The organism is Variovorax sp. PEI5, assembly GCF_056679935.1.
The window spans coordinates 3,513,443-3,535,728 of sequence record NZ_CM155257.1; the positions used below are offsets into that span (position 1 = coordinate 3,513,443).

At 57.2% G+C, this 22,286-nt stretch carries 20 protein-coding genes and 5 pseudogenes; 13 read left to right on the forward strand and 12 right to left on the reverse strand.

What is annotated here, in order from left to right; genetic code table 11:
• The first annotated feature begins 14 nt into the window (after positions 1-14).
• On the forward strand, positions 15-317 hold the full coding sequence (locus tag AC1MLT_RS16150) for a putative quinol monooxygenase (RefSeq protein ID WP_481033201.1): 303 nt from the start codon (positions 15-17) through the stop codon (positions 315-317).
• A gap of 335 nt (positions 318-652) precedes the next feature.
• Here AC1MLT_RS16150 and AC1MLT_RS16155 read toward each other — a convergent pair.
• The 4 genes and pseudogenes from AC1MLT_RS16155 to AC1MLT_RS16170 all read right to left on the reverse strand — a co-directional run.
• Positions 653-1,024: pseudogene (locus AC1MLT_RS16155) on the reverse strand (integrase core domain-containing protein); the annotation flags it as partial.
• Positions 1,025-1,213: 189 nt separating this feature from the next.
• A complete protein-coding gene (locus tag AC1MLT_RS16160; RefSeq protein WP_481033202.1) occupies positions 1,214-1,450 on the reverse strand; it encodes an FmdB family zinc ribbon protein in 237 nt (78 codons plus the stop codon).
• A 5-nt stretch (positions 1,451-1,455) separates the two neighbouring features.
• Complete coding sequence (locus AC1MLT_RS16165; protein WP_481033203.1) at positions 1,456-2,595, reverse strand: glutathione-independent formaldehyde dehydrogenase; 1,140 nt, start codon at positions 2,593-2,595, stop codon at positions 1,456-1,458.
• 332 nt (positions 2,596-2,927) lie between these two features.
• Positions 2,928-4,044: pseudogene (locus tag AC1MLT_RS16170) on the reverse strand (IS3 family transposase).
• A gap of 227 nt (positions 4,045-4,271) precedes the next feature.
• On the opposite strand from AC1MLT_RS16170, the pseudogene AC1MLT_RS16175 reads away from it, so the two are divergent.
• Positions 4,272-5,177, forward strand: a pseudogene (locus AC1MLT_RS16175) (conjugal transfer nickase/helicase domain-containing protein); the annotation flags it as partial.
• An 80-nt stretch (positions 5,178-5,257) separates the two neighbouring features.
• Here AC1MLT_RS16175 and AC1MLT_RS16180 read toward each other — a convergent pair.
• The 4 genes and pseudogenes from AC1MLT_RS16180 to frmR all read right to left on the reverse strand — a co-directional run bounded on the left by AC1MLT_RS16180 (position 5,258) and on the right by frmR (position 10,532).
• Positions 5,258-7,909, reverse strand: coding sequence for an excinuclease ABC subunit UvrA (locus AC1MLT_RS16180; protein ID WP_481033204.1), 2,652 nt, complete (start codon positions 7,907-7,909; stop codon positions 5,258-5,260).
• 127 nt (positions 7,910-8,036) lie between these two features.
• Positions 8,037-8,687, reverse strand: a pseudogene (locus AC1MLT_RS16185) (AAA family ATPase); the annotation flags it as partial.
• A gap of 400 nt (positions 8,688-9,087) precedes the next feature.
• Positions 9,088-10,197, reverse strand: coding sequence for an S-(hydroxymethyl)glutathione dehydrogenase/class III alcohol dehydrogenase (locus AC1MLT_RS16190; RefSeq protein ID WP_481033205.1), 1,110 nt, complete (start codon positions 10,195-10,197; stop codon positions 9,088-9,090).
• 59 nt (positions 10,198-10,256) lie between these two features.
• A complete protein-coding gene (gene frmR / locus AC1MLT_RS16195) occupies positions 10,257-10,532 on the reverse strand; it encodes a formaldehyde-responsive transcriptional repressor FrmR (RefSeq protein WP_007182548.1) in 276 nt (91 codons plus the stop codon).
• A 206-nt stretch (positions 10,533-10,738) separates the two neighbouring features.
• On the opposite strand from frmR, the gene AC1MLT_RS16200 reads away from it, so the two are divergent.
• From AC1MLT_RS16200 to AC1MLT_RS16220, 5 genes and pseudogenes are all read left to right on the forward strand, one after another.
• A complete protein-coding gene (locus AC1MLT_RS16200) occupies positions 10,739-11,044 on the forward strand; it encodes a transposase (RefSeq protein WP_481033206.1) in 306 nt (101 codons plus the stop codon).
• 244 nt (positions 11,045-11,288) lie between these two features.
• Positions 11,289-11,669 carry a transposase gene (locus AC1MLT_RS16205; RefSeq protein WP_481033207.1) on the forward strand — a complete coding sequence of 127 codons (381 nt, stop codon included), beginning with the start codon at positions 11,289-11,291 and terminating at the stop codon, positions 11,667-11,669.
• On the forward strand, positions 11,666-12,001 hold the full coding sequence (gene tnpB / locus AC1MLT_RS16210; protein WP_481033208.1) for an IS66 family insertion sequence element accessory protein TnpB: 336 nt from the start codon (positions 11,666-11,668) through the stop codon (positions 11,999-12,001). Before AC1MLT_RS16205 ends, tnpB begins: the two co-directional genes overlap by 4 nt.
• Positions 12,002-12,071: 70 nt before the next feature.
• A pseudogene (gene tnpC, locus AC1MLT_RS16215) lies at positions 12,072-13,634 on the forward strand (IS66 family transposase); the annotation flags it as partial.
• Between the two features lie 500 nt (positions 13,635-14,134).
• Entirely contained in the window at positions 14,135-14,650 is a 516-nt protein-coding gene (locus tag AC1MLT_RS16220) for a DUF4113 domain-containing protein (protein WP_481033209.1), read from the forward strand.
• On the opposite strand, the gene AC1MLT_RS16225 is transcribed toward AC1MLT_RS16220, so the two are convergent.
• On the reverse strand, positions 14,651-15,085 hold the full coding sequence (locus AC1MLT_RS16225) for a hypothetical protein (protein WP_481033210.1): 435 nt from the start codon (positions 15,083-15,085) through the stop codon (positions 14,651-14,653).
• A 45-nt stretch (positions 15,086-15,130) separates the two neighbouring features.
• On the opposite strand from AC1MLT_RS16225, the gene AC1MLT_RS16230 reads away from it, so the two are divergent.
• Positions 15,131-16,177: an HNH endonuclease gene (locus AC1MLT_RS16230; protein WP_481033211.1), complete on the forward strand. Its 1,047-nt coding sequence runs from the start codon at positions 15,131-15,133 to the stop codon at positions 16,175-16,177.
• Positions 16,178-16,218: 41 nt separating this feature from the next.
• Here AC1MLT_RS16230 and AC1MLT_RS16235 read toward each other — a convergent pair whose 3' ends face one another.
• The gene (locus AC1MLT_RS16235; protein WP_481033212.1) at positions 16,219-17,241 is read right to left on the reverse strand and encodes an SMEK domain-containing protein; all 1,023 of its coding nucleotides are present in this window, start codon (positions 17,239-17,241) and stop codon (positions 16,219-16,221) included.
• Positions 17,242-17,282: 41 nt separating this feature from the next.
• Between AC1MLT_RS16235 and AC1MLT_RS16240 the strand changes: the two genes are divergently transcribed.
• A complete protein-coding gene (locus AC1MLT_RS16240; RefSeq protein WP_481035056.1) occupies positions 17,283-17,936 on the forward strand; it encodes an SOS response-associated peptidase in 654 nt (217 codons plus the stop codon).
• Positions 17,936-18,919, forward strand: a complete 984-nt coding sequence (locus AC1MLT_RS16245; RefSeq protein ID WP_481033213.1) for a hypothetical protein — start codon at positions 17,936-17,938, stop codon at positions 18,917-18,919. The genes AC1MLT_RS16240 and AC1MLT_RS16245 overlap by 1 nt, the downstream gene beginning before the upstream one ends.
• Here the strand turns inward: AC1MLT_RS16245 and AC1MLT_RS16250 are convergent.
• Positions 18,916-19,380 (reverse strand): pilin, encoded by a 465-nt coding sequence (locus AC1MLT_RS16250; protein ID WP_481033214.1) that lies wholly within the window; start codon positions 19,378-19,380, stop codon positions 18,916-18,918. The genes AC1MLT_RS16245 and AC1MLT_RS16250 overlap by 4 nt on opposite strands.
• Positions 19,381-19,452: 72 nt before the next feature.
• Positions 19,453-19,692: a hypothetical protein gene (locus AC1MLT_RS16255; protein WP_481033215.1), complete on the reverse strand. Its 240-nt coding sequence runs from the start codon at positions 19,690-19,692 to the stop codon at positions 19,453-19,455.
• Positions 19,693-19,941: 249 nt separating this feature from the next.
• Between AC1MLT_RS16255 and AC1MLT_RS16260 the strand changes: the two genes are divergently transcribed.
• The 3 genes from AC1MLT_RS16260 to AC1MLT_RS16270 all read left to right on the forward strand — a co-directional run bounded on the left by AC1MLT_RS16260 (position 19,942) and on the right by AC1MLT_RS16270 (position 22,279).
• Positions 19,942-20,577, forward strand: a complete 636-nt coding sequence (locus AC1MLT_RS16260) for a hypothetical protein (protein WP_481033216.1) — start codon at positions 19,942-19,944, stop codon at positions 20,575-20,577.
• 62 nt (positions 20,578-20,639) lie between these two features.
• Positions 20,640-20,945: a hypothetical protein gene (locus tag AC1MLT_RS16265; RefSeq protein WP_481033217.1), complete on the forward strand. Its 306-nt coding sequence runs from the start codon at positions 20,640-20,642 to the stop codon at positions 20,943-20,945.
• A gap of 90 nt (positions 20,946-21,035) precedes the next feature.
• A protein-coding gene (locus AC1MLT_RS16270) for an IS3 family transposase (protein ID WP_481033218.1) occupies positions 21,036-22,279 on the forward strand; the annotation gives its coding sequence in 2 pieces (ribosomal slippage) (positions 21,036-21,333 and positions 21,333-22,279; 1,245 coding nt in all).
• Positions 22,280-22,286: the final 7 nt, after the last annotated feature.

Sequence of the window (22,286 nt, forward strand, 5' to 3'; positions counted from 1 at the left end):
CAAAGGAATACAGCATGACCAAGCTCGCCCTGTTTGTTCGCCTCGAAGCTAAACCCGGCCAGGAGGCTGCGCTTGCCGACTTCCTGGCCAGCGCATTGCCGCTCGCCAACGCCGAGTCCGGCACCACGGCCTGGTTCGCATTGAAGTTTGGCCCTTCGACGTTTGGTGTGTTCGATGCCTTTGCCGATGAGGCAGGTCGCCATGCACATCTGAACGGCCAGATCGCCGCGGCCTTGATGGCCAACGCAGCGACCTTGCTCAGTTCTCCGCCCAATATCGAGAAGGTCGAACTGCTTGCAGCCAAACTGCCTGCATGACAACTCGGCCTTGACCCAATCAGGTCACGCTGCAGGATGGGGGTCACACAGCCCTACGTGCGATCCCAACCTCCTTGCTGTCATTCTTGCAGTCTATGGATTTTCCGGCGAGAAAAGGGCAGATTCAAACCTGCCCACCCACACCCTTGAACTTCTCCACAAACGCAGCGATCTTCTGAAACACCGTCTGCTTCTTGGTGAGGTACTACGGGTTCAGAGGGCTCATCTTGGGCAGCACAGCATTCAGTTCAGTGCCGCTGTCTGAGGCGAATTCACGTTTCAAGGAATTGGTGATGTGGTAATCCCCCCATAAACCATCTCTCTGAGAAGTAGAGCTATGCGGCCATGGCCAGCCGCTGTTTGGGGGTGATGCCGCCCAATGCCATATTTGGGCGTTCATGGTTATACCGCCACATCCACTGCGTGGCGTAATCTCGCACTTCATCAAGATTGCGCCAATGGTACTGCGACAGCCATTCATAGCGAACGGTTCTGTTAAAGCGCTCCACATAGGCATTTTGCTGAGACTTACCTGGCTGGATGTATTCCAGGCGGATACCTTTGGCGCTCGCCCAGTTTTGCAGTGTTGCGCTGATGTACTCAGGCCCGTTGTCACAGCGAATGACTTGGGGTTTGCCACGCCACTGCATGATTTGCTCCAAGACCCGAATCACACGTAGCGAGGGCAATGAGAAGTCCACCTCAATGCGTGGAAATCAACAGCAAGACCACGGCATGCTCCAGCCCACCTCGGACGGCAAAGCGGTCTGGCGCGCGACCGTGACCAGCACGACCGGCTGGTCCCATTCGTTCACCCTGTTGCGTCTCGCTCCCGCGCTGATCTGGGAGTCTGGCGAGCGACCAGCACCTTTAGCGGGCGGGTGCCCGCATACCACTCAGCGGCAGCAGGCACAGCCCATGGGATGGCGCAGTCGTGTATAGCCAGCACTGCGTTCTTCGGTACGGATGAGGGCGCGCTTGGCGCCGTCCATCATGGCCAGCGCGGGCGCAGACACCGCGCGAGAAGCATCGGTGCCGCAGCCGGGGCAAGCCAGCGGCGCATCACGCTGAGCGACCGTGCGAAGGCGCTCGAAGCGGCCGCACCGGCTGCAGTCATACTCATAGGTTGGCACGGCGCTCAGTTGCCAGGATGCAGGATGACCTTGGTCCAGCCCTTCTCGCGCTTGTCGAAACGCTCATAGGCTTCCGGGGCCTTGTCCAGGTCCAGTTCGTGCGACACGATGAAGGAAGGATTGGCTCGCTCGTTGTGGATGAGGTTGCACAGTTCCCGGTTGTAGTGCTTCACGTTGCACTGGCCGGTCCGCACGGTTTGTCCCTTGAACCAGAGCTTGCCGAAGTCAAGGGCAAGCTTGCCCTTCTTCTGCAGCGGGTCCTCGGCCTGCGGGTCTTCCGGCACGAAGACGCCCACCACGCCAATGCCGCCCGTGGCCTTCACCGAACCGATGAGGCTGTTCATCGTCATGTCGGGCTGTTCGTCTCCCTCTGCATCGTGGGCCTGGTAGCCGACGCATTCGCAGCCCCGGTCCACGCCCAGGTCGCTTGTTTCCTTCATCAGGAAATCGACCGGCGACACCTTGGAATCATCAATCGTGATAGCCCCTATGCTCTCGGCCAGTTTCAGCCTGTCGGGATGGCGGTCCACGATGTACACCTTGGCCGCTCCCTGGATGAGTGCGGAGTGCGCCGCCATCAGCCCGACAGGTCCGGCACCATAGATGACGATGCTTTCACCAGGCATGAGCCCGGCCAGTCGGGTGGCGTGCCAACCGGTGGGGAAAATGTCCGAGAGCATCACATAGTCCTTCTGGCGGGACTTGGCATCGGGCGGCAGCACCAGGCAATTGAAGTCACCGTAAGGCACCCGCAGGTACTCGGCTTGGCCTCCGCTGTAGGGCCCCATGTCGGCGAAGCCGTAGGCAGCCCCGGCAGACCCAGGATTGCAGGTGAGGCAATAGCCTGTGAGCCCCTTCTCGCAGTTCGTGCAGAAGCCGCATCCGATGTTGAAGGGCAGTACCACCCAGTCGCCCTTCTTGACGCGGTCTACAGCAGCCCCGACTTCCACTACCTGACCCATGTTCTCGTGGCCGAGGATGCGGCCGGTCTCCATGTCCGTACGTCCCTCGTACATATGGAGGTCCGAGCCGCAGATGTTGGTTGTCGTAATTTTCACCAGCACATCGGTCGGCTTTTCGATTTGGGCGTCCGGCATCTCCTTGACGGTGACTTGGCGGGGGCCTTCGTAGACTAGAGCTTTCATGCGAATCCTCAGGTGGTGGCTCAGGTGGATGAAAGCTGTCCACTTTAATGGTCATGGTTGGCCGCAACATGGGGCTGCACGCTTACCGCTCGTAGGACCGCGCCTACAAATGAATCGGAAGGTGCTCAGGCGCTGTGGCCAAGCGGCGCCGTGAGTGTCGGCATTGCCGGCGCTGCCTTGGCACCGCGTGGCCGAGAGAACGAAGGCGTGGCAGTGGCTGTGGCAACGGCTGTACCACTGGCTTACGCAACGTTTGAAGTTGCCCCGCTTCCACGGACGGTTATTGGCTTGATTCTCAAACCGGGTGACGTCTCCCCCATATCCGGACACTTCTAAACTGGAATGAGGCCGCTTCCTGGCGGTTGATCCAACCTTTTTCTTACGAACTCACTCGGGGTCAGGTGGCCAAGTGAGCCATGCGGACGATGGTGGTTGTAGTCATGTTTCCATGCTGTCAACTTCTCACGCGCATCCTGCATTGTGACGAACTCATTGACGTTCAAGAACTCGTCGCGCAAACGCCCATTGAATGACTCGATCAGTCCGTTATCCGTGGGCTTTCCAGGACGTGTGTAGTCGAGCTTCACGCCACGCCGCCAAGCCCATTCATCCAGGGCCTTAGAGGTGAACTCCGTGCCGTTGTCCACGGTGATTGCTGTGGGCCATCCACGCTGTAATGCGGCCTCGTCCAGGGCCTTCCCCACGCACCTTCCGGTAAGCCGAAAGTTGGCCTCTAGAGTGACACTCTCGCGACTCCACTGATCGATGACGGTAAGAATGCGAAACGCTCGGCCATCGAGCATCTGGTCGTGAACAAAGTCCATGCTCCAGCGCTGGTTCGGCCCAGTGGCAGGAGCTGGCCGGCCACGCTGCAAGCTGATGCGCTTGCGGCGTTTTACCTTCATGCGCAGTTGCAAGCCTCGAGTCGGTACAGGCGGTAGACCCGCTTCTTGCCGACTTCCCACCCCTCGCGTTTGAGCATCACCAACACGCGCAGATATCCGAATCTTGGGCGGTCCATTGCAATCTCCCGGATGCGCATTCGCAACGCACTCTGATCACGTGCCTCGCTTTTTTGATACCAGACCGAAGGGCGCAGCAGCGCCAGTCGACATGACCTGCGTACATTCACTTTGAAGCGCTCCTGCATCCAGGCTGCCAGCTCACGCCGCTTGGCAGCCTTCAGATTTTTTTTCGGACGACCTCCTGCAGGATCTGCTTGTCAAGCGTCAGGTCGGCCACGATGCGCTTCAACCTGGCGTTCTCGTCCTCAAGCATCTTCAGTCGTTTGAGCTCTGTGACGCCCAGGTCTCCGAACTTCTTCTTCCAGGTGTAGTACGTCGCTTCGGACACGCCGATCTGGCGACACACATCGACGACCGGCGTACCTGAATCTGCCAGTCGCAGCGCATAAGCGATTTGCTCCTCTGAAAACCTCGACCTTTTCATTGCCTCTCCTTGTGCCCTTTGGGGCCTGCCGGAAAGCAACCGTAACTCTAGTTTTGAAAAGTCCGGAATTCGGGGGAGACGTCAAATGCGTTCTTCGTTGGGTATCCTAACTGGCGGATCGTGGCCCTGACACGCAATCCAAGCCTGATGTAAAGCTCAACCGCTCGAATCCTGTCTGCGTATGTGTACATGAACTATCTCCTCTGATAGTCCAAGTTTTTGTCCGCATGCCCGGCGGGTCAGTTCTGCGTGGAAATCAACAGCAAGACCACGGCATGCTCCAGCCCACCTCGGACGGCAAAGCGGTCTGGCGCGCGACCGTGACCAGCACGACCGGCTGGTCCCATTCGTTCACCCTGTTGCGTCTCGCTCCCGCGCTGATCTGGGAGTCTGGCGAGCGACCAGCACCTTTCGCGGGGACGGTAGAGATCGACGCGACGCCCGCGGAAAACGACGCCAGCATGTCGGCTCCCGCGCCTTCCGTCTCGGTGAACCCAGCGCAGGGAGGTCAAGAGCCTCCGATTTGGGAGGGCGACAGCACCACAATCGTTTCACCGCCCGCAGCCCAGCCCGTGCCCGACGTCATGGAGGATTTGCTCGCGATGGTGGGCTTGGGTGAGTCGGCCGGCGTTGGCCAGGATGCCGAGGAGTTCCTCCACACCCCCGCGCCAGCAACAGCCGCGACGTCCATTCCATCGCCTGCACCTGCACCCGCGCCTACGCCTGGGCCATCGGCAACGAAGCCATCCGGGGAACAGTTCATGGTTTGGCTGAAGCAGGGAATCGCCTCACGACGCCTCATCATCAACGACGCGAAGGAACTCGTGCATACGGTGAATGACACGGCCTACCTGGTCAGCCCGGGTGTGTTCCAACGCTATGCGCAGGAGCATCCCGAAGTGGCCGCACTCGCCAAGCAGGAGAATCAACAGGATTGGCAGTGGGTGCAGAAGCGCTTCGAGAAGCTGCAGCTACATCGAAAGCAGCCCAATGGCCTGAACATTTGGACCTGTGAAGTCACGGGCCCGAGGAAGTCCCGCCGACTGCATGGCTACCTCCTCGAAGATGGGTCCTTGGCACTCGCCGAAATACCGCCCAACAACCCCTATCTTGCTCTGACTCAGGAGGGATGACGCGATTCGGGCATTGATCGCCACCGTCGTGTGGCGACGATCAATGCCCCGCGAAAATTGGCAACATTTGGCGAACTGAGCTACTTGGCCCGCGCCAAATCCTGTGCAAGGAACGGAGCGGTTCTGCTGCCAAACGTTCGGGCCACCTGCTGAGGGGAGCCCGCCACCACGATGCTGCCGCCGGCAGCGCCTGCACCAGGCCCCACGTCGATCACCCAATCGGCCTGGGCCACCGCGCGCATATCGTGTTCGATCATCACTACGGTATTGCCGGCATCGACCAGGCGCTGCAACTGCACCAGCAGCCGGTCGGCGTCCGACGCATGCAGCCCGGTAGTCGGCTCGTCGAGCACGTACAGGCTTCGGCCGCGCTGGCTGCGCTGAAGCTCGGTCGCCAGCTTGATACGCTGCGCCTCGCCACCGGAAAGCTCGGTGGCCGGTTGCCCCAGGCGCAGGTAGCCCAGTCCGATATCGCGCAGCAGTTGCAGTGGCCTTGCCACAGCGTCTTCACCCGCGAAGAATTCGCTGGCTTCGTCCACGGTCATCTGCAGCACCTCGGCGATGTTGCGCCCGTTCCATTGCACCTTCAGCGTGGCCTCGTTGTAGCGTGCGCCATGGCACGTCGGGCACGGCGCGTACACGCTGGGCATAAACAGCAGTTCCACGCTGACGAAGCCCTCGCCCTCGCAGGTCTCGCAGCGCCCCTTGGCGACGTTGAACGAGAACCGCCCGGCATCGTAGCGGCGGCGTCGCGCATCGGGCGTGGCAGCGAACAGCTTGCGCACATGGTCGAACAGGCCCGTGTAGGTGGCCAGGTTCGACCGCGGCGTGCGCCCGATCGGTTTCTGGTCCACCTGCACCAGACGCTGTACGGCGTCCACGTCGCCCGCCAGATGGCCGCCGGTCGCTTCGATCACTGCCGGCCCTTCGCTGGTGGCGCTTTCGGCTACATCGTCTTCCGGCTCGTGGCCCAGGTGCAGCAGCACCAGCTCCGGCAGGGCCTGCGCGACGAGGCTGGACTTGCCCGAGCCGGAGATGCCGGTGACGGCCGTCAGCACGCCCAGCGGAATGCGCGCATTCACGCCATGCAGGTTGTGGCGGTGAATGTCCTGCAGCTCCAGCCAGCCGGTCGCTTCGCGTGCCCGGCTTTCCGGCGCGGGGATCTCATCGAACAGGTAGCGTGCAGTACGCGATTCGGCAATCTTGCGCAGGCCATCCGGCTCGCCGCTGTAGAGCACGCGGCCGCCACGCTCCCCAGCATCCGGCCCGACATCCACGAGCCATTGCGCGCGGCGCATCAGGTCCAAGTCGTGCTCCACCACGAACACCGAGTTGCCGGCGTCGCGCAGCCGGTCGAGTGCGTCGTACAGGGCCTGGCTATCGGAGGGGTGCAGGCCCGCGGAGGGCTCGTCGAGCACGTACACGACACCGAACAGCAGGGAACTCAATTGCGTGGCCAGCCGCAGGCGCTGCAACTCGCCGGCCGAAAGCGTCGGCGTGGCCCGGCCCAGCGTCAAGTAGCCCAGGCCCAGCCCACGCAGTTGGCGCAGGCGTGCCATCACACCACCGGCCAGGCGCTGCGCGGCGAGGCGCTTTTCTTCCGATAGCGCCGAGGTGCGGCGCACGTCGGGCGATACCGCATGGACGGCGCGACCGGAGGCCGCGCGTTCGGCACGGTCGCGTCGGGTCGCTTCCTTGTCCGTAGCCGCCCCCGCTGCATGGGCGCGGAAATCGCCCTGGGCGATGGGTTCGAGCAAGGCCGCCAACTGGTCCAGCGGCATCTGCATGAACGCGCCGATGTCCACGCCGGCGAAGGTGACCGACAGCGCCTCGGACTTGAGCCGCTTGCCGTGGCAGGTGGGGCACGGTTTGCCCTCCATGAACCGGGACACGCGCTTTCTCATCAGCGCGCTCTGGGTGTTGGCAAAGGTGTGCAGCACATACCGCCGGGCGCCGGTGAAGGTGCCCATGTAGCTCGGCTCCATCTTGCGCTTGAGCGCGGCGCGGGTTTCGGCGGGCGCGAAGCCGGCGTACACCGGCACCGTCGGTGTTTCCTCGGTGAACAGAATCCAGTCGCGATCCTTCTTCGGCAGGTCCTTCCACGGTCGGTCAACGTCGTAGCCCATGCTGACCAGGATGTCGCGCAGGTTCTGGCCTTGCCAGGCGGGGGGCCAGGAGGCGATCGCCCGCTCGCGGATGCTCAGGGAAGGATTGGGCACCATGATGGCCTCAGTCACCTCGTACACATGGCCCAGGCCGTGGCAGGTCGGGCACGCTCCCTGCGGCGTGTTGGGCGAAAAATCCTCGGCGTACAGCATGGGCTGGTTGGCTGGGTAGGCGCCGGCGCGCGAATACATCATCCGCACCAGGCTGGACAAGGTGGTCACACTGCCCACAGAGGAACGCGCGTTGCTGGAGCCCCGCTGCTGTTGCAGCGCCACCGCCGGCGGCAGGCCGTCGATCGCATCGACGTCCGGCACGCCGGCCTGGTCGATCAGTCGCCGCGCATAGGGGGCCACCGACTCGAAGTAGCGCCGCTGGGCCTCCGCATAGATGGTGCCAAAGGCCAGCGAGGACTTCCCGGAGCCGGAGACACCCGAGAACACCACCAGCGCGTTACGCGGGATGGAGACGTCCACCTCCTTGAGGTTGTTCTCGCGCGCGCCACGCACCTGCACGAGGCCGCTGGCCGCAGCGGTACAAGAGGATTCACCGAAAGAATTGTTTGGCATGTTCTTATCCTGTAGTTCGTGAGGTAGCGATGGGCCGATTTCGGGGGGGATGTCGGTCAAGCGTCCGGGCTTGGCGGCGTCGCGTCATCGAGCGAGCGCAGCCAAGTAAGCCTTTCTCCCAGCCTTCGCTCGACGCCCCTGTCCGTTGGCTGGTACCAGCCCGGCCGCGCCACGCCCTGCCATCGCCATCGGCAAAGCCCTTTAGCAGGTCCAGCGCGTCCGCGTCCAACATGACGCCCTGGAGATGCGGCAGTGCGCGTTCGTAGAGCTGGTTCAGTTCGTCGCTGGACAGCGGTTCGAGGGTATAGACCTGCGCGCGCGAGAGCAGTGCGGAATTGACCGCCAACCCCGGATGCTCGGTCGTCCCCCCCACCAGGGTCAGGAGCCCCGACTCGACATGGGGCAGCAGGGCATCCTGCTGCGCCTTGTTGAAGCGATGGATCTCATCGACGAAAAGCACCGTCGATCGACCATGGTTGTCCAGTTCGGCCTGGGCCTCGTCGATGGCTTGCCGGATGTCCTTCACCCCGGCCAGCATGGCCGAGATGGCGATGAATCGGCTGTCGGTCGCACTGGCGGCCAGGCGCCCTAGGGTGGTCTTGCCCACGCCTGGCGGCCCCCAGAGGATGAACGAGTGCAACTTGCCCGCCTCGAACACGAGACGCAGCGGCTTGCCGGGGCCGAGCAAGTGCCGTTGCCCGACGAATTCGTCCAGCGTCTTGTGCCGCAGGAGTTCGGCCAAGGGAGGCTTGGGCTTTGTCGTGAATAGATCGGTCAAGTTCCTCTCCCTGGCATTTCTGATAGTTGACGTTCCGATAAGGTGGGCACCTCAATCCAGAGAGCCGGATTTATCCAACGCCGTGGGCTCTTTGTCGGCAATCGCATGCATGATGATGCGAGAGCCGCGGTAGCCGATGCTGTGGTTCCATACCCAGCTCAAAGCGACGCTGAGACGATTTCGCGTACCGATCAGAAAGTAGATATGCGCGAGCTTCCAGATCCATCAATGCGCGAGCTTCCAGATCCATCACGCAGCTTAACCCGCCCCATGTCAATCACGGCCAGGCTGCGGCCGATGGTGGCCAGGTTCCCCTGATGCCGGTATTTGAAAGGCCCGTCAGCGGACTTGCCTTTCAAACGCCGTCCAATGAGGTTGGTGTTGAATGGATAGTGAGTGATCAGTAGTGGATCACCGTGCGAATCGACTTGCCTTCATGCATCAGGTCGAAGGCGTGGTTGATCTCGTCGAGACCCATGGTGTGAGTGACGAACGGGGCGAGATCGATCTCGCCTTTCATTGCGTCTTCCACCATGCCCGGGAGTTGGGTGCGCCCCTTGACCCCGCCGAAAGCCGACCCCTTCCAGGTCCGGCCGGTGACCAACTGGAACGGACGGGTCGAGATTTCCTTGCCGGCCCCGGCGACGCCGATGACGATCGACTGGCCCCAGCCGCGGTGGGCAGCTTCCAGAGCCGAACGCATCACGTTGACGTTGCCGATGCACTCGAAGGTGTGATCGACACCCCAGCCGGTCATCTCGATCAGAACCTCGTGAATCGGCTTGTCGAAGTCCTTCGGGTTGAGACATTCGGTCGCGCCGAAGGTACGAGCCAGTTCGAACTTCGCCGGATTGGTATCGATGGCGATGATGCGGCCCGCTTTGGCCTGGCGTGCACCTTGAATCGCAGCGAGACCGATGCCGCCGAGGCCGAAGATGGCCACCGAGTCGCCGGGCTGTACCTTGGCCGTGTTGTGCACGGCGCCGATGCCGGTGGTCACGCCGCAGCCCAGCAGGCAGACGTGCTCGGGGTTGGCGTCCGGGTTGATCTTGGCCAGCGAGACTTCGGCGACGACCGTGTATTCGCTGAAGGTCGAGCAGCCCATGTAGTGGTAAAGCGGCTGACCATTGTACGAGAAGCGAGTCGTACCATCGGGCATCAGCCCCTTGCCCTGGGTTGCGCGAACCGCGACACACAGGTTGGTCTTGCCGGACTTGCAGAACATGCACTCGCCGCATTCGGCGGTGTAGAGCGGAATGACGTGATTGCCAGGCTTCACGCTGGTCACACCTTCACCCACCTCCACGACGATACCCGCACCTTCATGACCCAGCACGACCGGGAAGAGACCTTCGGGGTCGTCGCCCGACAGGGTGAAGGCGTCGGTATGGCAAACGCCGGTATTCGTGATCTTGATGAGCACCTCGCCCTTGCGCGGCGGCTCGACGTCGATCTCGACGATTTCCAGCGGCTTTCCTGGCCCGAAGGCAACTGCTGCACGTGATTTCATGATGTCGCTTCCTTTACTAGCTAACTAAATTTGCCCTCACCGAGGGCACCCTGGTGCCTCTATCGCAGATAGGAGCGGACGATAGAGATGGTCTCGTCAATGGACTTGTTCTGCGAATCGCTCCTGATTTCGCTACTGGGAAATTCTTCCCGCAGATAGCTCTCCAGAACGGTTGCCATCAATCCGTTGACTGCCCCACGAACGGCCGCAAGCTGCTGGAGAATTGCAGGGCATTCCGCACCTGCATCAAGCGCTTGCTCAAGAGTCGCTACCTGACCTTTGATGCGCCGGATGCGCGTCAGTGCTTGCTTCTTTTCTTCCGGACTGTGTGGCATGGAACACCTCTCTACTTGGGTACACCGCCGCATTATACAATACTCCCCCATAGTATATGCGGCCGAACTTCGCTACAAATTCTGTGCTCTTCGAGCACTCTTACAGGCTAGTACAGGAGAAGTGGCTCCGGTTTTTTGAACAGCTAGCTAAGCGAGATCTTTCCCCGTAAAAATGGCCTGACAGCAGGCCGAACCTGGAGAGATCTATGACCATTAAATCCCGACGCAAGCACAACCCCACATTCAAAGCCAAGGTTGCATTAGAGGCTGTGCGCGGTGAGCGCACTGTTGCTGAGCTGGCTCAGCAGTATGAAGTTCATCCCAGTCAGATTGCAGATTGGAAGCGCATGTTGCTAGAGCGGGCCGCAGATGTGTTTGGCGCAGCCCCGGCACCTACAGCGCCTGTTGTCGACCTTAAAGAGCTGCACGCCAAGATCGGTCAATTGACCTTGGAGAAGGATTTTTTGCAAGGTCCGCTGAGCAAAGCGGGGTTGCTCAGCGTAGGTCGATGATTGACCGCAGCCATGGCCTACCGCTGGTCCGGCAAGCCCAGCTCATGCAGATCAGCCGTGGCTCCATCTATTACCGCCGCAAGCCACCAAACAGCGAGCAAGTTGCGTTGACCCATAGCTTGGATGCGTTGCATGTAGCCCACCCATTTGCGGGCTCACGCATGCTGTGTGGGCTGCTGCAGCGCCGTAAGCGCGCGGTGAAGTCATCTTGATTGCCTGAGAGTCGGCAGGCATCGTGTCCGCGATGAACGATGTGGACACGATAGATGGTGTGATTAAGCGGGCCACCCGTCGCAGGCACAGCGCGCGGTTCAAGGCGGAGGTCCTGGAGGCGTGTCGGCAACCCGATGCGTCTGCCGCGGCGATCGCGAGGCTGTACAACCTGAACGCGAACGTGGTGCACAGGTGGCGCGCCGACGATCGCAAGGCGGCGTCGCCGAAGTCGACTGACGCTCCAACCTTACCGATGCCCGACTTCATCGCACTCGATGTGCAGCCTGAAGCCCAGATGCCGGGCCGCGACATCCGCGTTGAACTGAAGCGAGGCAGCGCCACCGCAGTCGTGCACTGGCCTGTGGAGTCGGCCTCGTCATGCGCAGCTTGGCTGCGCGAGTGGCTGCGTTGATCCGCGTCGATGCCGTTTGGCTGGCCACAGAGCCGATCGACATGCGCGCCGGCATGGAGACGGCGCTCGCGCGCGTCGTGAAGGTGTTCGGCGCCGCGCAGCCACACCATGCCTACCTGTTCGCCAATCGACGGGCCAATCGCATGAAGGTCCTCGTGCACGATGGCATCGGCATCTGGCTGTGCGCACGTCGGCTGAACCAGGGCCGGTTCCTCTGGGCCAACGCGAGCCTGGGCACGCAGATGGCGATGACGCGTGAGCAGCTCGACGCGCTCGTGCTCGGGTTGCCCTGGCAGCGCGTCGGGGCAGCGGGTGTCATCACCGTCGTGTGATCGCGTACGGCCCTGCAATTGCGGCAAACGCCGATGACATTCACACGCTCGGGCGGCACCATACCTGCTCATGGTGGATGCCGAACAACTGAAGGGCCTCGATGCAGAACAACTGCGCGAGGTGACCCTCCGGCTCATCAAGGACTTCACTGAGCAGCAAAGCTTGCTCGAGGCCAAGGACCGCTCGATCGAGACGCTCACGCGCGAAGTCACCTTCAAGTCCACCAAGGTCGACCAGCTCACCCACGAGCTCGCACAGTACAAGCGCCTGCGCTTCGGCAAGAGCAGCGAGAAGCTCGACGCGGCGCAGGCCAGCCTTCTGGAAGAGACGCTTGACGCCGACCTGGCCGCCATCGAAGAAGAGCTCAAGCAGCTTCGCCCGCCGCCCAAGACGGAGAACAAGCAGCAGCCGCGTCGCACGCCGCTGCCGGCAGACCTGCCGCGCGTCGATGTGCATCACGAACCCGAGTCGACCACCTGCAAGTGCGGCTGTGCGCTCAAGCGCATCGGCGAGGACGTGGCCGAGAAGCTCGACTACGTTCCCGGCGTGTTCACCGTCGAGCGGCATGTTCGAGGCAAATGGGCCTGCGCGAATTGCCAGACGTTGATCCAGGCGCCGGTGCCCGCCCAGGTGATCGACAAGGGCATCCCCACAGCCCGCCTCCTGGCGCAGGTGATGGTGGCCAAGTACGCCGACCACCTGCCTCTGTACCGCCAGGAAGCGATCTTCGGGCGTGCCGGCCTGGCCATCCCGCGCTCGACGCTCGGTGCGTGGGTCGGCGCCTGTGGCGTACGCCTGCAACCACTGGTCGATGCGCTCAAGGAAGCCATCCTTGCTCATAGAGTGCTGCATGCTGACGAGACGCCGGTAGCGATGCTCAAGCCCGGCACCGGCAAGACGCACCGCGCTTACCTGTGGGCCTACACACCAGGCGCCTTCGAAGGCATGAAGGGCGTGGTCTACGACTTCGCCGACAGCCGGGCTGGCCAGCATGCTCAGGACTTCCTGGGTGAATGGCGCGGCGCGCTCGTATGTGATGACTACTCGGGCTACAAGGCCCTGCTGGCCAAGGGCGTCGTCGAAGCGGGATGCTTGGCACACGCCCGGCGCAAGTTCGTCGAACTGCACACGGCCAACAAGAGCCAGATCGCCGAGGCAGGCATCCAGTACTTCGCCCGGCTCTACGAGATCGAGCGCGAGGTGAAGGACCTGGACGCAGATGAGCGGCGTCGCATCCGCCAAGCGCGGGGTCGGCCGATCGCCGAGGCACTGCATGCCTGGATGATCGCGCAGCGGCTGAAGGTTCCGGACGGTTCAGCGACGGCGAAGGCGTTGAACTACAGCCTGAAGCGCTGGGCTGCACTGACGCGCTACCTGGACGACGGCAAATTGCCTGCGGACAACAACTGGGTGGAGAACCAGATCCGGCCTATTGCCGTGGGCAGAGGGAACTGGCTGTTCGCTGGGAGCCTGCGTGCTGGTCAACGCGCCGCAGCCGTCATGAGCTTGATCCAATCAGCGAAGCTCAATGGGCACGATTCATATGCCTATCTGAAGGATGTGTTCTTGCGCCTGCCGACGCAGCCGAACAGCCGCATCGACGAACTGCTCCCGCATCGTTGGCACTCATCTGAGCGATCGCCGCGTGCTTGGTTCAAAGCTCAGCAAAAGGCTGGGTTCAACAGATCGATGCCACCACCCTTGCACTTGATCCACGGTCCGGGTGGATGCTCTCGGCCGTCCCATACAAGGAGAGCGGCCTGAGCGTCAGCACGGTGCTCATAGCAGTACCGGCGTTGATAGCCGACATCGTCAAGCCCGACAACCAAAGCGGTGGTGTAGTTGAACTGCTTGACCGCGCACAGCTGATCGTTGAGAGAGCGGATCTCCGTATAGCCGCTTGCCGAAAGCATCTCAACCAAGACAGGTGAGGCGGCACGGGAGGCAGGGGTTCGACGAGATGGGCCGGAAGAAGCAGTCGCAGACATCTCAGTATTGTGGCCGACCTGAATTGCCAGCTCTCCAGCGCCACTTCGTGTGGTTCCTCCGAGAGCCCGCATCAAGGGTGACTTGCCCGAGCGCTTACGCAGCGCCAGGGGCATTGCGTGGGCCGCAGGCATGTGCGCACGCTGATGAAGCGCATGACCGAACTGCACGAGCTGACCGAGGCAGTCACCGAGTTCGCCACAAGGGCATCAGAGAAGCTCAGAAGGCAAGGAGGCAACGCCGGCCAAGTCCTCTGCTTCATCCGTACCAGTCCCTTCAGGAAAGATCCCCAGTACAGCAGGAGCATGACCATCCCACTGCGTAGACCCACATGCGACACCAGACTGATAGCTGAAGCTGCACTGTCAGACCTGCGCAATATCTACAAGGCAGGATTCAACTATGCGAAAGCAGGAGTCATGCTCTTAGAGCTTCAAGATGGTGGCATTGAACAATTTGAACTCAACCTTGAGCCAGAGCCTGAAGACAAGGGGACATTGATGACCACCTTGGACAAGCTCAACGGACGGTATGGCAAAGGCACGATCATCTTGGGAAGTGCAGGCTTGGATGGGGACAAACGAGCATTCTCCATGAAGCAAGAACGAAGGACACCAGCCTACACTACAAGCTGGGAAGACATTCCAATAGTGAGAGCGTAATCACCGCTTCCTGATTATGCTTTTGGAAACCTGCTCAGATTCCTCTAAAAGTTTGGTCAGCATGACATTGTGAAGTGCAACTGTGTAATCTTGCTCAGGTGCCAAAAAAGAGCTTATTCTGCCAGTGGCATGTTCAGACGGATCTAAATAAAACTTGGCAGATCCATATTCATTAGCGCCGGAAAGAATACCCAAGACCTCAGATTCCCTCTTATCTTCGCAATTTTCAAATGATTCATTGACTAGGGCAACCTCAATAAAGTCATTGAGAAATGGATTAACAAGTAAAATAAAGCTCTTGTCATCTTGCTCAAAAAATATTGTCTCAAGTGCAGGCTGCTTGATGAACTTCCCAACTGTTTCAACCACCTTGAGAGCTTGATTTATTTTGAACAAGTTGTTAGCACTCGGTTTGTAATCAGGATCTCTTAGCATTTTTGACTTTCAGGTTTTGCTTTAGCGAACAGCCATCATCCTAACATGACACTTGAAGAAGAATACCAATCCATTCGTCCTCTGACAAAGCGGAACATCTATGACCTAGCTATTGAAGCAGGATTGAGCGGTGAACCTTGGGAAACTAGTCGTAAAGATAATAGACCAATTGATCCCCCTGACAATGTCTATCAAAATAGCCTGTGGACATTTGGTGGCAAAGGTGAACCATATCTTGCATGTATTTGGTGGAATGAAATCAAGCCAATAGATGGGAAGCTTGTCCGTCTAGGCAATTCAAGATTGGATGCCCAGAAGTGGGGCAACATGAAGACGGACATGAAGATTGCTGGGGAGTCTGACCACCGACTTGCAATGAAGATCAAGAAAGCTCAGGCTTTCAGTTCACTTGTCTCAACTGCATACTTTTCTCGCCTTCCCGTGCGAGTAGCAGTTTTAGATGGCAGTAGGACAAATGTTGAAGATGCGGCAACCGACTCTTCAAAAGCAGAAAAACGATTGTTGGATGCAGCCTCATGGTGGGTTCATAAATATGATGTTGATGGTGCCTACGAGCTGGTCCGTGGCATTGAGCCACCTCCACGAGTCATCAAAGATCCATTTGATGAAGCACCCGAGCCAGGAACTGACAATGAGTTTCTTGACTGGCTTGAAAACTCCCCACTCTCTGACACTGAAAAAGATGCCATCGTAAAGTTGCGAGTGGGGCAAGGCTACTTCCGTCAGAAGCTTGTTGAAAGGTGGAAAGGCTGTGCCGTAACCCAGTGCAAAGATGAGGCGCTATTGGTTGCTTCGCACATCAAGCCTTGGAGCAAATGCACCACGAGAAAAGAGCGCCTCTCTCCAGATAACGGTATCTTGCTTAGTCCGAACTTGTCCAAGGCATTTGACCGTGGATACATAAGTTTTGACGATAATTTCAAGATGCTCGTTCATGATAGATTTCATCTTCAGTCAAAGAACACTTTACCGATTCACGAAAATATAAGACTGATAGACCGTACCCACTTAGGAATGAAGCCATATCTCAAATGGCACAGGCAACATTTTGGCTTCGAAGCGACAGATTAAGAGTGATTAACCCTCAAAACAAAGCAATTCGAAGTTTGACATCAGTCAAGCAGCGAAAAGTCACAGTCTACCAACACTTTTTTTATCAAAGAGTCAGACTTGCAAAATTTCTTTAGATAAACAAAGAAATCCAAATCACACTCTAGAGCGTAATGCAAATACAGCTTTACAGCTCTGTGCTCGCCATCATCATCATGGCTTACCAAATTAATATCCTCAAGAATTTTAAAATACTGCGTAGCCTCAACATCCGTCATCGGCAGAATATTATGCAGATCTTTCCAATATAAGCCTACCCGTTTGCTCTCATATTGATTAAAGATTTGCCCACGCAAAAGATATACAGCCAAGTATTCTCTCGACTTTTTCGAGAGCTTGGAAAGCTTAGAGTAAAGGCGACTGATAAACTTTAGCTCCTTCCCTTTTGCATCAGTGTCGAAAGGATCGGCGCCGTTTTCATAAACAAAGTTGATAAATGCTTTCGCGGTTTTTGGAGGCACAGATGCTTTTACTTCCAGGCCAGCAAGTAAACTTTCAGTCGGCGCTAGCGCCTTCACTATTGGCTGCAATTCATCATTGACGAATGAGGCAATCTCTTTTGCAAGTGGAAGCTGTAAGTTCTCAACGTCAGAAAGCAAGTCGTCTAGATCCCATATATCAAGATTTTTGTCAAACTCAAACAAATCTTGCGTGTCAAAGTTCGTGGTGTACGCCTTCTTTCCAGCAATCATCAAAAATATTAACCTATCATATTTTTCATAAAGCTCCATGGCAATGAACTTTTTAATAGTCTCTTTAATTTTTCCGGAATCATCCTGAGCAGTGACTTGAACGCAAATTCGAGAGTTAAGGTCGCTTAGATCTATCGCAGGATGATTCGAAATTTGATGATTAGAGTTAACCAAACTCCAACCATAGGTCTTATTTAATATCAAACAGAAAAAATTCTCGGCTTGCTTATTTAGATCGAATAAGCCACGCTTACTTCTAGATTTAAAGATATAGCGGAGAATAGACATCTTCATTATGATGTCGCTGAAAAGTTCTGCGGAAGCTAATGGCATGAATGGAAGTTTAACTGTCGCACTTGTACACGGGCTCTTTTATGTGTGGACGATACCGCCTTGACCCTCTATGGATAGCTAACGAGAAGCTGGATCTTCTTCGCCTTGGCATCCGTGACCCTGAGCCCGAGCTGTGGGATGGCAGTGTGGAAGTCTTCCCCCGCACCTACCAGCCAGTCATCCGCCAGGACGAGGACGGCAAGACCTTCGTGGATCGGCGCCGCTGGGGTTTCCATCGCACATGGCCAGATCCTGCCAAGCCTGACAAGTGGCTCAAGCGGGAACTCATCAACGCCGTGGGTGCGACCGTGCACAAGCTCCCTACCTTCAGGAAAGCCTTCAAGGAGACTCGTTGCCTCATCCCCATGTCTGCATGGTGGGAGTGGCCTGTACTGAAGGGCGTGAAGACGCGGGTAGACATCTCCATGAAGGCAACCAATGTCTTCCTCGCAGCAGGACTCTATGAGGTGTCCAAAGACAACAAGACAGGTGAGCCGGTCAACACCTTCACGATGGTCACAACCGAGCCAAACGACTTCCTAGGCACCACCCATGACCGTGCGCCACTCGTACTTGAGCCTGAGGATTGGGCGAAGTGGTTAGCTGGTGGCGATGAAGCCTTGTCCGTCATTCATCAACATCCTGATAGTTCAGCTTTCCAATGGGTAGCTTCTGGCGATCCTCAAAAGACATAATGAATAAAATTAAAATTGAAGCTCTTAGAAGTCTTGAGTCACAGGACTACTTACTGGAATTCACTGTTCCAGAAGAACTTAAGAACGATGAGCAATTCATGCTGGTTGCCATCACCAAAGAAGCTCAGTGCATCAAGTTCATAGGCCAGAGCCTCTATTCAAACAGAGACTTCATTCTCACCATCCTTCTTATTTATCAGGAGGCTTGGACGGTTGTATCTGGAGATGATGGGGGAGATCCTTTTGAGGGATATTCAAGGCGAGCCGTTTACTCAAATCAGATATACGAAAAGATGGATGAAAGCCTGAAATCTGATCCAGACATCATGCTTGAGCTACTAACTAGGAAAGCAGAAATACCCGAACTGGAAACAGCCCTGCTCGGCAATGGTGACTTTCTTGTCAAAGCAGTCAAATACAAGCCGGAATGCTTTAAACAGGCTGATCAATGCATAGCCCAAGATGTGGATTTTATTCGTGGCTCTGTAGCCTCAAATCCTATCGTGTGGTCTTATTTATCAGGCGAGCAGAAAGATGATACTGATATCCGTGAAGCATTAGGGGATATAAAGCGGTATCTACTAGATGAGCTTGGACTTCCAGATGAAGATCCTGACTATGATAGCTATGTGGAGCATTTGCCCATTGAAATCACATCAAACAGAGAATTTGCTCGGCACTACTTCCAGAAAAACTACTGGTTCCTATCCAAATTAAGCCATGAACTTAAAGACGACTTGGAAATAATCAAACTCTGCTATGAAGCATCAGAGGGCTGGCCCGATAACGAAGACTTCATCTCAGCGAATTGCTCACCCAGGATTCAAGCATTGCTCAGGAACAGCAATGACCACTTAGAGACACTTACCCATGCCATTGAAAGCGAGAAGCTACACGGCAAGATGGGAGTTGACCTGAAGCCCAAGGATGAAGCGAAACTCACACCGCGACAGCGCAAGCAACAATCTGGACCGGTGCTTTAGCTCATCGTCTGTGGTGTGTCGTTTTGGGTGCATGAAGCTGGCAAATATTTTTTATTCATATTTCCGATGCACTCCCATGACAGGTTGCCATTAGAGGTGACACGAGCTTTCATGAAAATAGAGTAGCCTTTGACCTTGATATTTACATCGTTACCTAAACGAGCGAAAACCATACCAGGTGAGCCAGCTTGAATATCTATGTAGTCCACATAATTGCCGCACCTTGTGTTGTGGCAAGCTACATCAGCTTCAAAGCTGTCTGAAGGTAGAGCACCCTTGATGGCATACCATTCTTCCACCTTCGGCTTTGTGCCAGATGCTAGAAGAACAGCTTCACTGACTTGTGCACGGATTGTGTAGTCTTGATAAGCAGGCAAGGCAATTGCGGCCAATATACCGACGATTGCAACTGTTATCATTAATTCTATGAGGGTGAAGCCTTTTGACTTTCTTATTATCATAATTTGTCCTTTGTTGTTTTAGACAAATTAGCAGAAATATTGAGAAAATCAATACTTTTGGGTTCTTCTCGCTCAATAATTTACTGTGATATAGCCATCTTTGACAAGGACAACTGCCGAATTCTCAAAGTCGAATTTCTGTTTGCTTGGCATGGATGAATTGTTTGTACAAAATTCAATACCGCTTCCCACTGTTTGCATGGAGCAGTTGTAGACGATTTTTGCAGTCACTACGATATTTGCCTGTCCAGCATTCACCAGGAACGGCATGAATACCAATCCCGCAATCATTGCCCTTATTCTGTTTGTCATGGTTTTCCTTCTTGTTATAGATATATTTAGCAGAAAGAACATCAAAATCAAGAGGAGTGGATGAAATCCAGACGGCTTTATGTTGTAAGAAAGACGCGCATGATTGATGAACGAAAAAAGATGAAAAAAGATTGATCTTCTTGTTGACGCTACATTGATGACGACATACAGTCACTACATCAACAAACATTCATTGAGTTTGTTGAGTAAGCAAACTCAATCAACAACCCTCCTTTAAGGAAGAACATCATGGCAACTGCAACTCAAGACACCAGCAAGGCACCGACTCACAACAAGGCACCGACCAAGTTCAACAAGGCACGTTTTGACGATCTGCACAATCGTGATGACCTTAGCGATGCGGAAGAAGAGGAATATTCGTCGTTGCGCAAGCTTCGTGGCGAGTCGACGAAGGCACGAAAGACCACCATCGCCGCTCTCGTTGAGCAAATGAAGTCGCATGAAATCACCATGATCGACCTCAAGGACAACGGCGCGCCGGTTCCAGATCTGGACAAGCTGTACGACGAAGACACCATCAAGCTCGTGGCTGCACCCCACTTCACCAAAACCACCGGCACCCGTGGCAAGGGTAAGAAGGCGGAAGGCGATGGCACCGCAAAGGTTCGGAACACCAGCAAGCCCATCAAGTCCATCGCGGCTGCTGGCACTGGTGCATGGCTCGCTCACCCACCGAAGTTCCTGAAGGATGAGGGTTGCCTTGAAGCCTACAAGGCGGGCAAGCCGGTTGACCAATGGCTGACCAACCCCACCGATAAGGCAGCGAAGGGCAACTTCCTTTGGAAGCTGGCTAAGGCGATGGAAAAGAAGCCAACCAAGGAACAACTTGGCGAACTGACCGAAGCCGATGTGAAGCAGAAGTAATCTGTCCACAGGCAGATCCATAAGCCCTCTTCGGAGGGCTTTTTCACGTCTTCCACAAAGCTATGCACAGACCCATCAAGCTCACTCCTGACGGTGTTACAGCCATCAACCTGCACAGGCTTCACAAGGAGCTTGCCCACAACCTCACGGCTCATGGTGAGCATTTCTTCAAGTCAGGAGAGTTGATGGATGTGCTTGGACTAGCACACACCCATGAGGATACAAGAGAAGCCATCTCCTGCCTGTTGAGCATGACCAAGGAGCTACGGGCGATGAACTGCCAGCTCCTCGCCGTAGGCTTCAAGGAGATCGACCGCATGAGGGAAATTTTCGCCTTCACTTACTGTGTCCATGAGCTGGCCCCTTGAATGACAGGACACGGTCTGTCGCTTATCTTTCAGGATAGGAGTAGGACTGTGAATACGACTAGGAATACGGATACCACCGTCGAGGTGATCATGAGGGACCAGCGCCGCAGGCGCTGGTCCCTCGCAGAGAAGGCCGCGCTGGTTCGACGCAGCTACGAGCCGGGCATGAGCGTATCGCTCGTTGCTCGCCAAGAGGGTGTGTCGGCCAGTCTGCTGTTCCAGTGGCGCAAGCTCGAGCGCCAAGGCGCGTTGACTGCGGTGTCCGCCGGCGAGGCCGTGGTGCCGGCCTCCGAGCTCGCCGCGGCCCGGGCCGAGATTGCCAAGCTCCAGCGTGTGCTGGGCAAGAAGACGCTGGAGAACGAGATCCTCAAGGAGGCCGTGGGCTATGCCGCCGAAAAAAAGTGGATTGCGCGCTCACCCTGGCTGGACGGGGATGGCCTGTGAAGGCCGCCTGCGAGGCCCTGGGGTTGGCGCGCTCGAACGTTCAGCGGCTGCGCGCACGCAGCGACGACTGGATAGACGCCCGGACCTGCCGTACCGCGCGGGCTGATGATGCCGTGCTACTCGACGAGATCAGGGCGCAGATCACCGAGCTGCCGACCTACGGCTACCGCCGTGCCTGCGCGCTGGTGAACCGCCAGCGGGCCGACGCCGGCGCGCCGCGAGTCAACGCCAAGCGGGTCTACCGCGTGATGGCCGGTCATGCACTGCTGCTTCCCAAAGCACCCCGACGACGCCAGTCCAGTCGGCCTCATGAAGGGAAAGTGGCAGTTGCGCACAGCGACGTGCGCTGGTGCTCGGACGGCTTCGAGATCAGGTGCGACTCGGGTCAGACCGTGACGGCGACCTTCACGAAAGACTGCTGCGATCGGGAGATCCTGGCCTACCGGGCCTGGGAAGGCAAAGGTCTGCCGGGCGAGCCGGTGCGCGAGATGCTCATCGAGGCGGTGGAAAAACGCTTCGGCAATGTAGAAGGCATTCCCAAGGGGCACGCTCTGGAGTTCCTCTCGGACAACGGCGGTGCCTACATTGCCGCCGAGACGCGGCAGATCGCCAGGCAGTTGGGCCTGCGGCCGGTCAACACGCCCGTGTGCAGCCCGCAAAGCAATGGCATGGCCGAGAGCTTCGTCAACACCTTCAAGCGCGACTACGTCAGCCGCATGGACCTGGTCGATGCAAGGACGGTAATGGCGCAGATGGCCACGGCCTTCGAGCACTTCAACGAAGTCCATCCGCACTCGGCGCTGAAGATGAGATCACCCAGGGAGTTCAGGCAGCATCGTGCTGCCCAACAGTGTTCTGCTCAAGTCGAGCAGACGCTACATTGCGAATAGACCGTGT

Bases quoted from the DNA above. Each gene is read 5' to 3' on its own strand.
- AC1MLT_RS16260 (WP_481033216.1), top strand. From the start codon at position 19,942: ATGGCAACTGCAACTCAAGACACCAGCAAGGCACCGACTCACAACAAG.
- AC1MLT_RS16255 (WP_481033215.1), bottom strand. From the start codon at position 19,692: ATGACAAACAGAATAAGGGCAATGATTGCGGGATTGGTATTCATGCCG.
- AC1MLT_RS16190 (WP_481033205.1), bottom strand. From the start codon at position 10,197: ATGAAATCACGTGCAGCAGTTGCCTTCGGGCCAGGAAAGCCGCTGGAA.
- frmR (WP_007182548.1), bottom strand. From the start codon at position 10,532: ATGCCACACAGTCCGGAAGAAAAGAAGCAAGCACTGACGCGCATCCGG.
- AC1MLT_RS16225 (WP_481033210.1), bottom strand. From the start codon at position 15,085: ATGCTAAGAGATCCTGATTACAAACCGAGTGCTAACAACTTGTTCAAA.
- AC1MLT_RS16240 (WP_481035056.1), top strand. From the start codon at position 17,283: ATGTGTGGACGATACCGCCTTGACCCTCTATGGATAGCTAACGAGAAG.
- AC1MLT_RS16220 (WP_481033209.1), top strand. From the start codon at position 14,135: ATGAAGCGCATGACCGAACTGCACGAGCTGACCGAGGCAGTCACCGAG.
- AC1MLT_RS16265 (WP_481033217.1), top strand. From the start codon at position 20,640: ATGCACAGACCCATCAAGCTCACTCCTGACGGTGTTACAGCCATCAAC.
- AC1MLT_RS16245 (WP_481033213.1), top strand. From the start codon at position 17,936: ATGAATAAAATTAAAATTGAAGCTCTTAGAAGTCTTGAGTCACAGGAC.
- AC1MLT_RS16250 (WP_481033214.1), bottom strand. From the start codon at position 19,380: ATGATAATAAGAAAGTCAAAAGGCTTCACCCTCATAGAATTAATGATA.
- AC1MLT_RS16180 (WP_481033204.1), bottom strand. From the start codon at position 7,909: ATGCCAAACAATTCTTTCGGTGAATCCTCTTGTACCGCTGCGGCCAGC.
- AC1MLT_RS16150 (WP_481033201.1), top strand. From the start codon at position 15: ATGACCAAGCTCGCCCTGTTTGTTCGCCTCGAAGCTAAACCCGGCCAG.
- AC1MLT_RS16165 (WP_481033203.1), bottom strand. From the start codon at position 2,595: ATGAAAGCTCTAGTCTACGAAGGCCCCCGCCAAGTCACCGTCAAGGAG.
- AC1MLT_RS16200 (WP_481033206.1), top strand. From the start codon at position 10,739: ATGACCATTAAATCCCGACGCAAGCACAACCCCACATTCAAAGCCAAG.
- AC1MLT_RS16230 (WP_481033211.1), top strand. From the start codon at position 15,131: ATGACACTTGAAGAAGAATACCAATCCATTCGTCCTCTGACAAAGCGG.
- AC1MLT_RS16235 (WP_481033212.1), bottom strand. From the start codon at position 17,241: ATGCCATTAGCTTCCGCAGAACTTTTCAGCGACATCATAATGAAGATG.
- AC1MLT_RS16205 (WP_481033207.1), top strand. From the start codon at position 11,289: ATGAACGATGTGGACACGATAGATGGTGTGATTAAGCGGGCCACCCGT.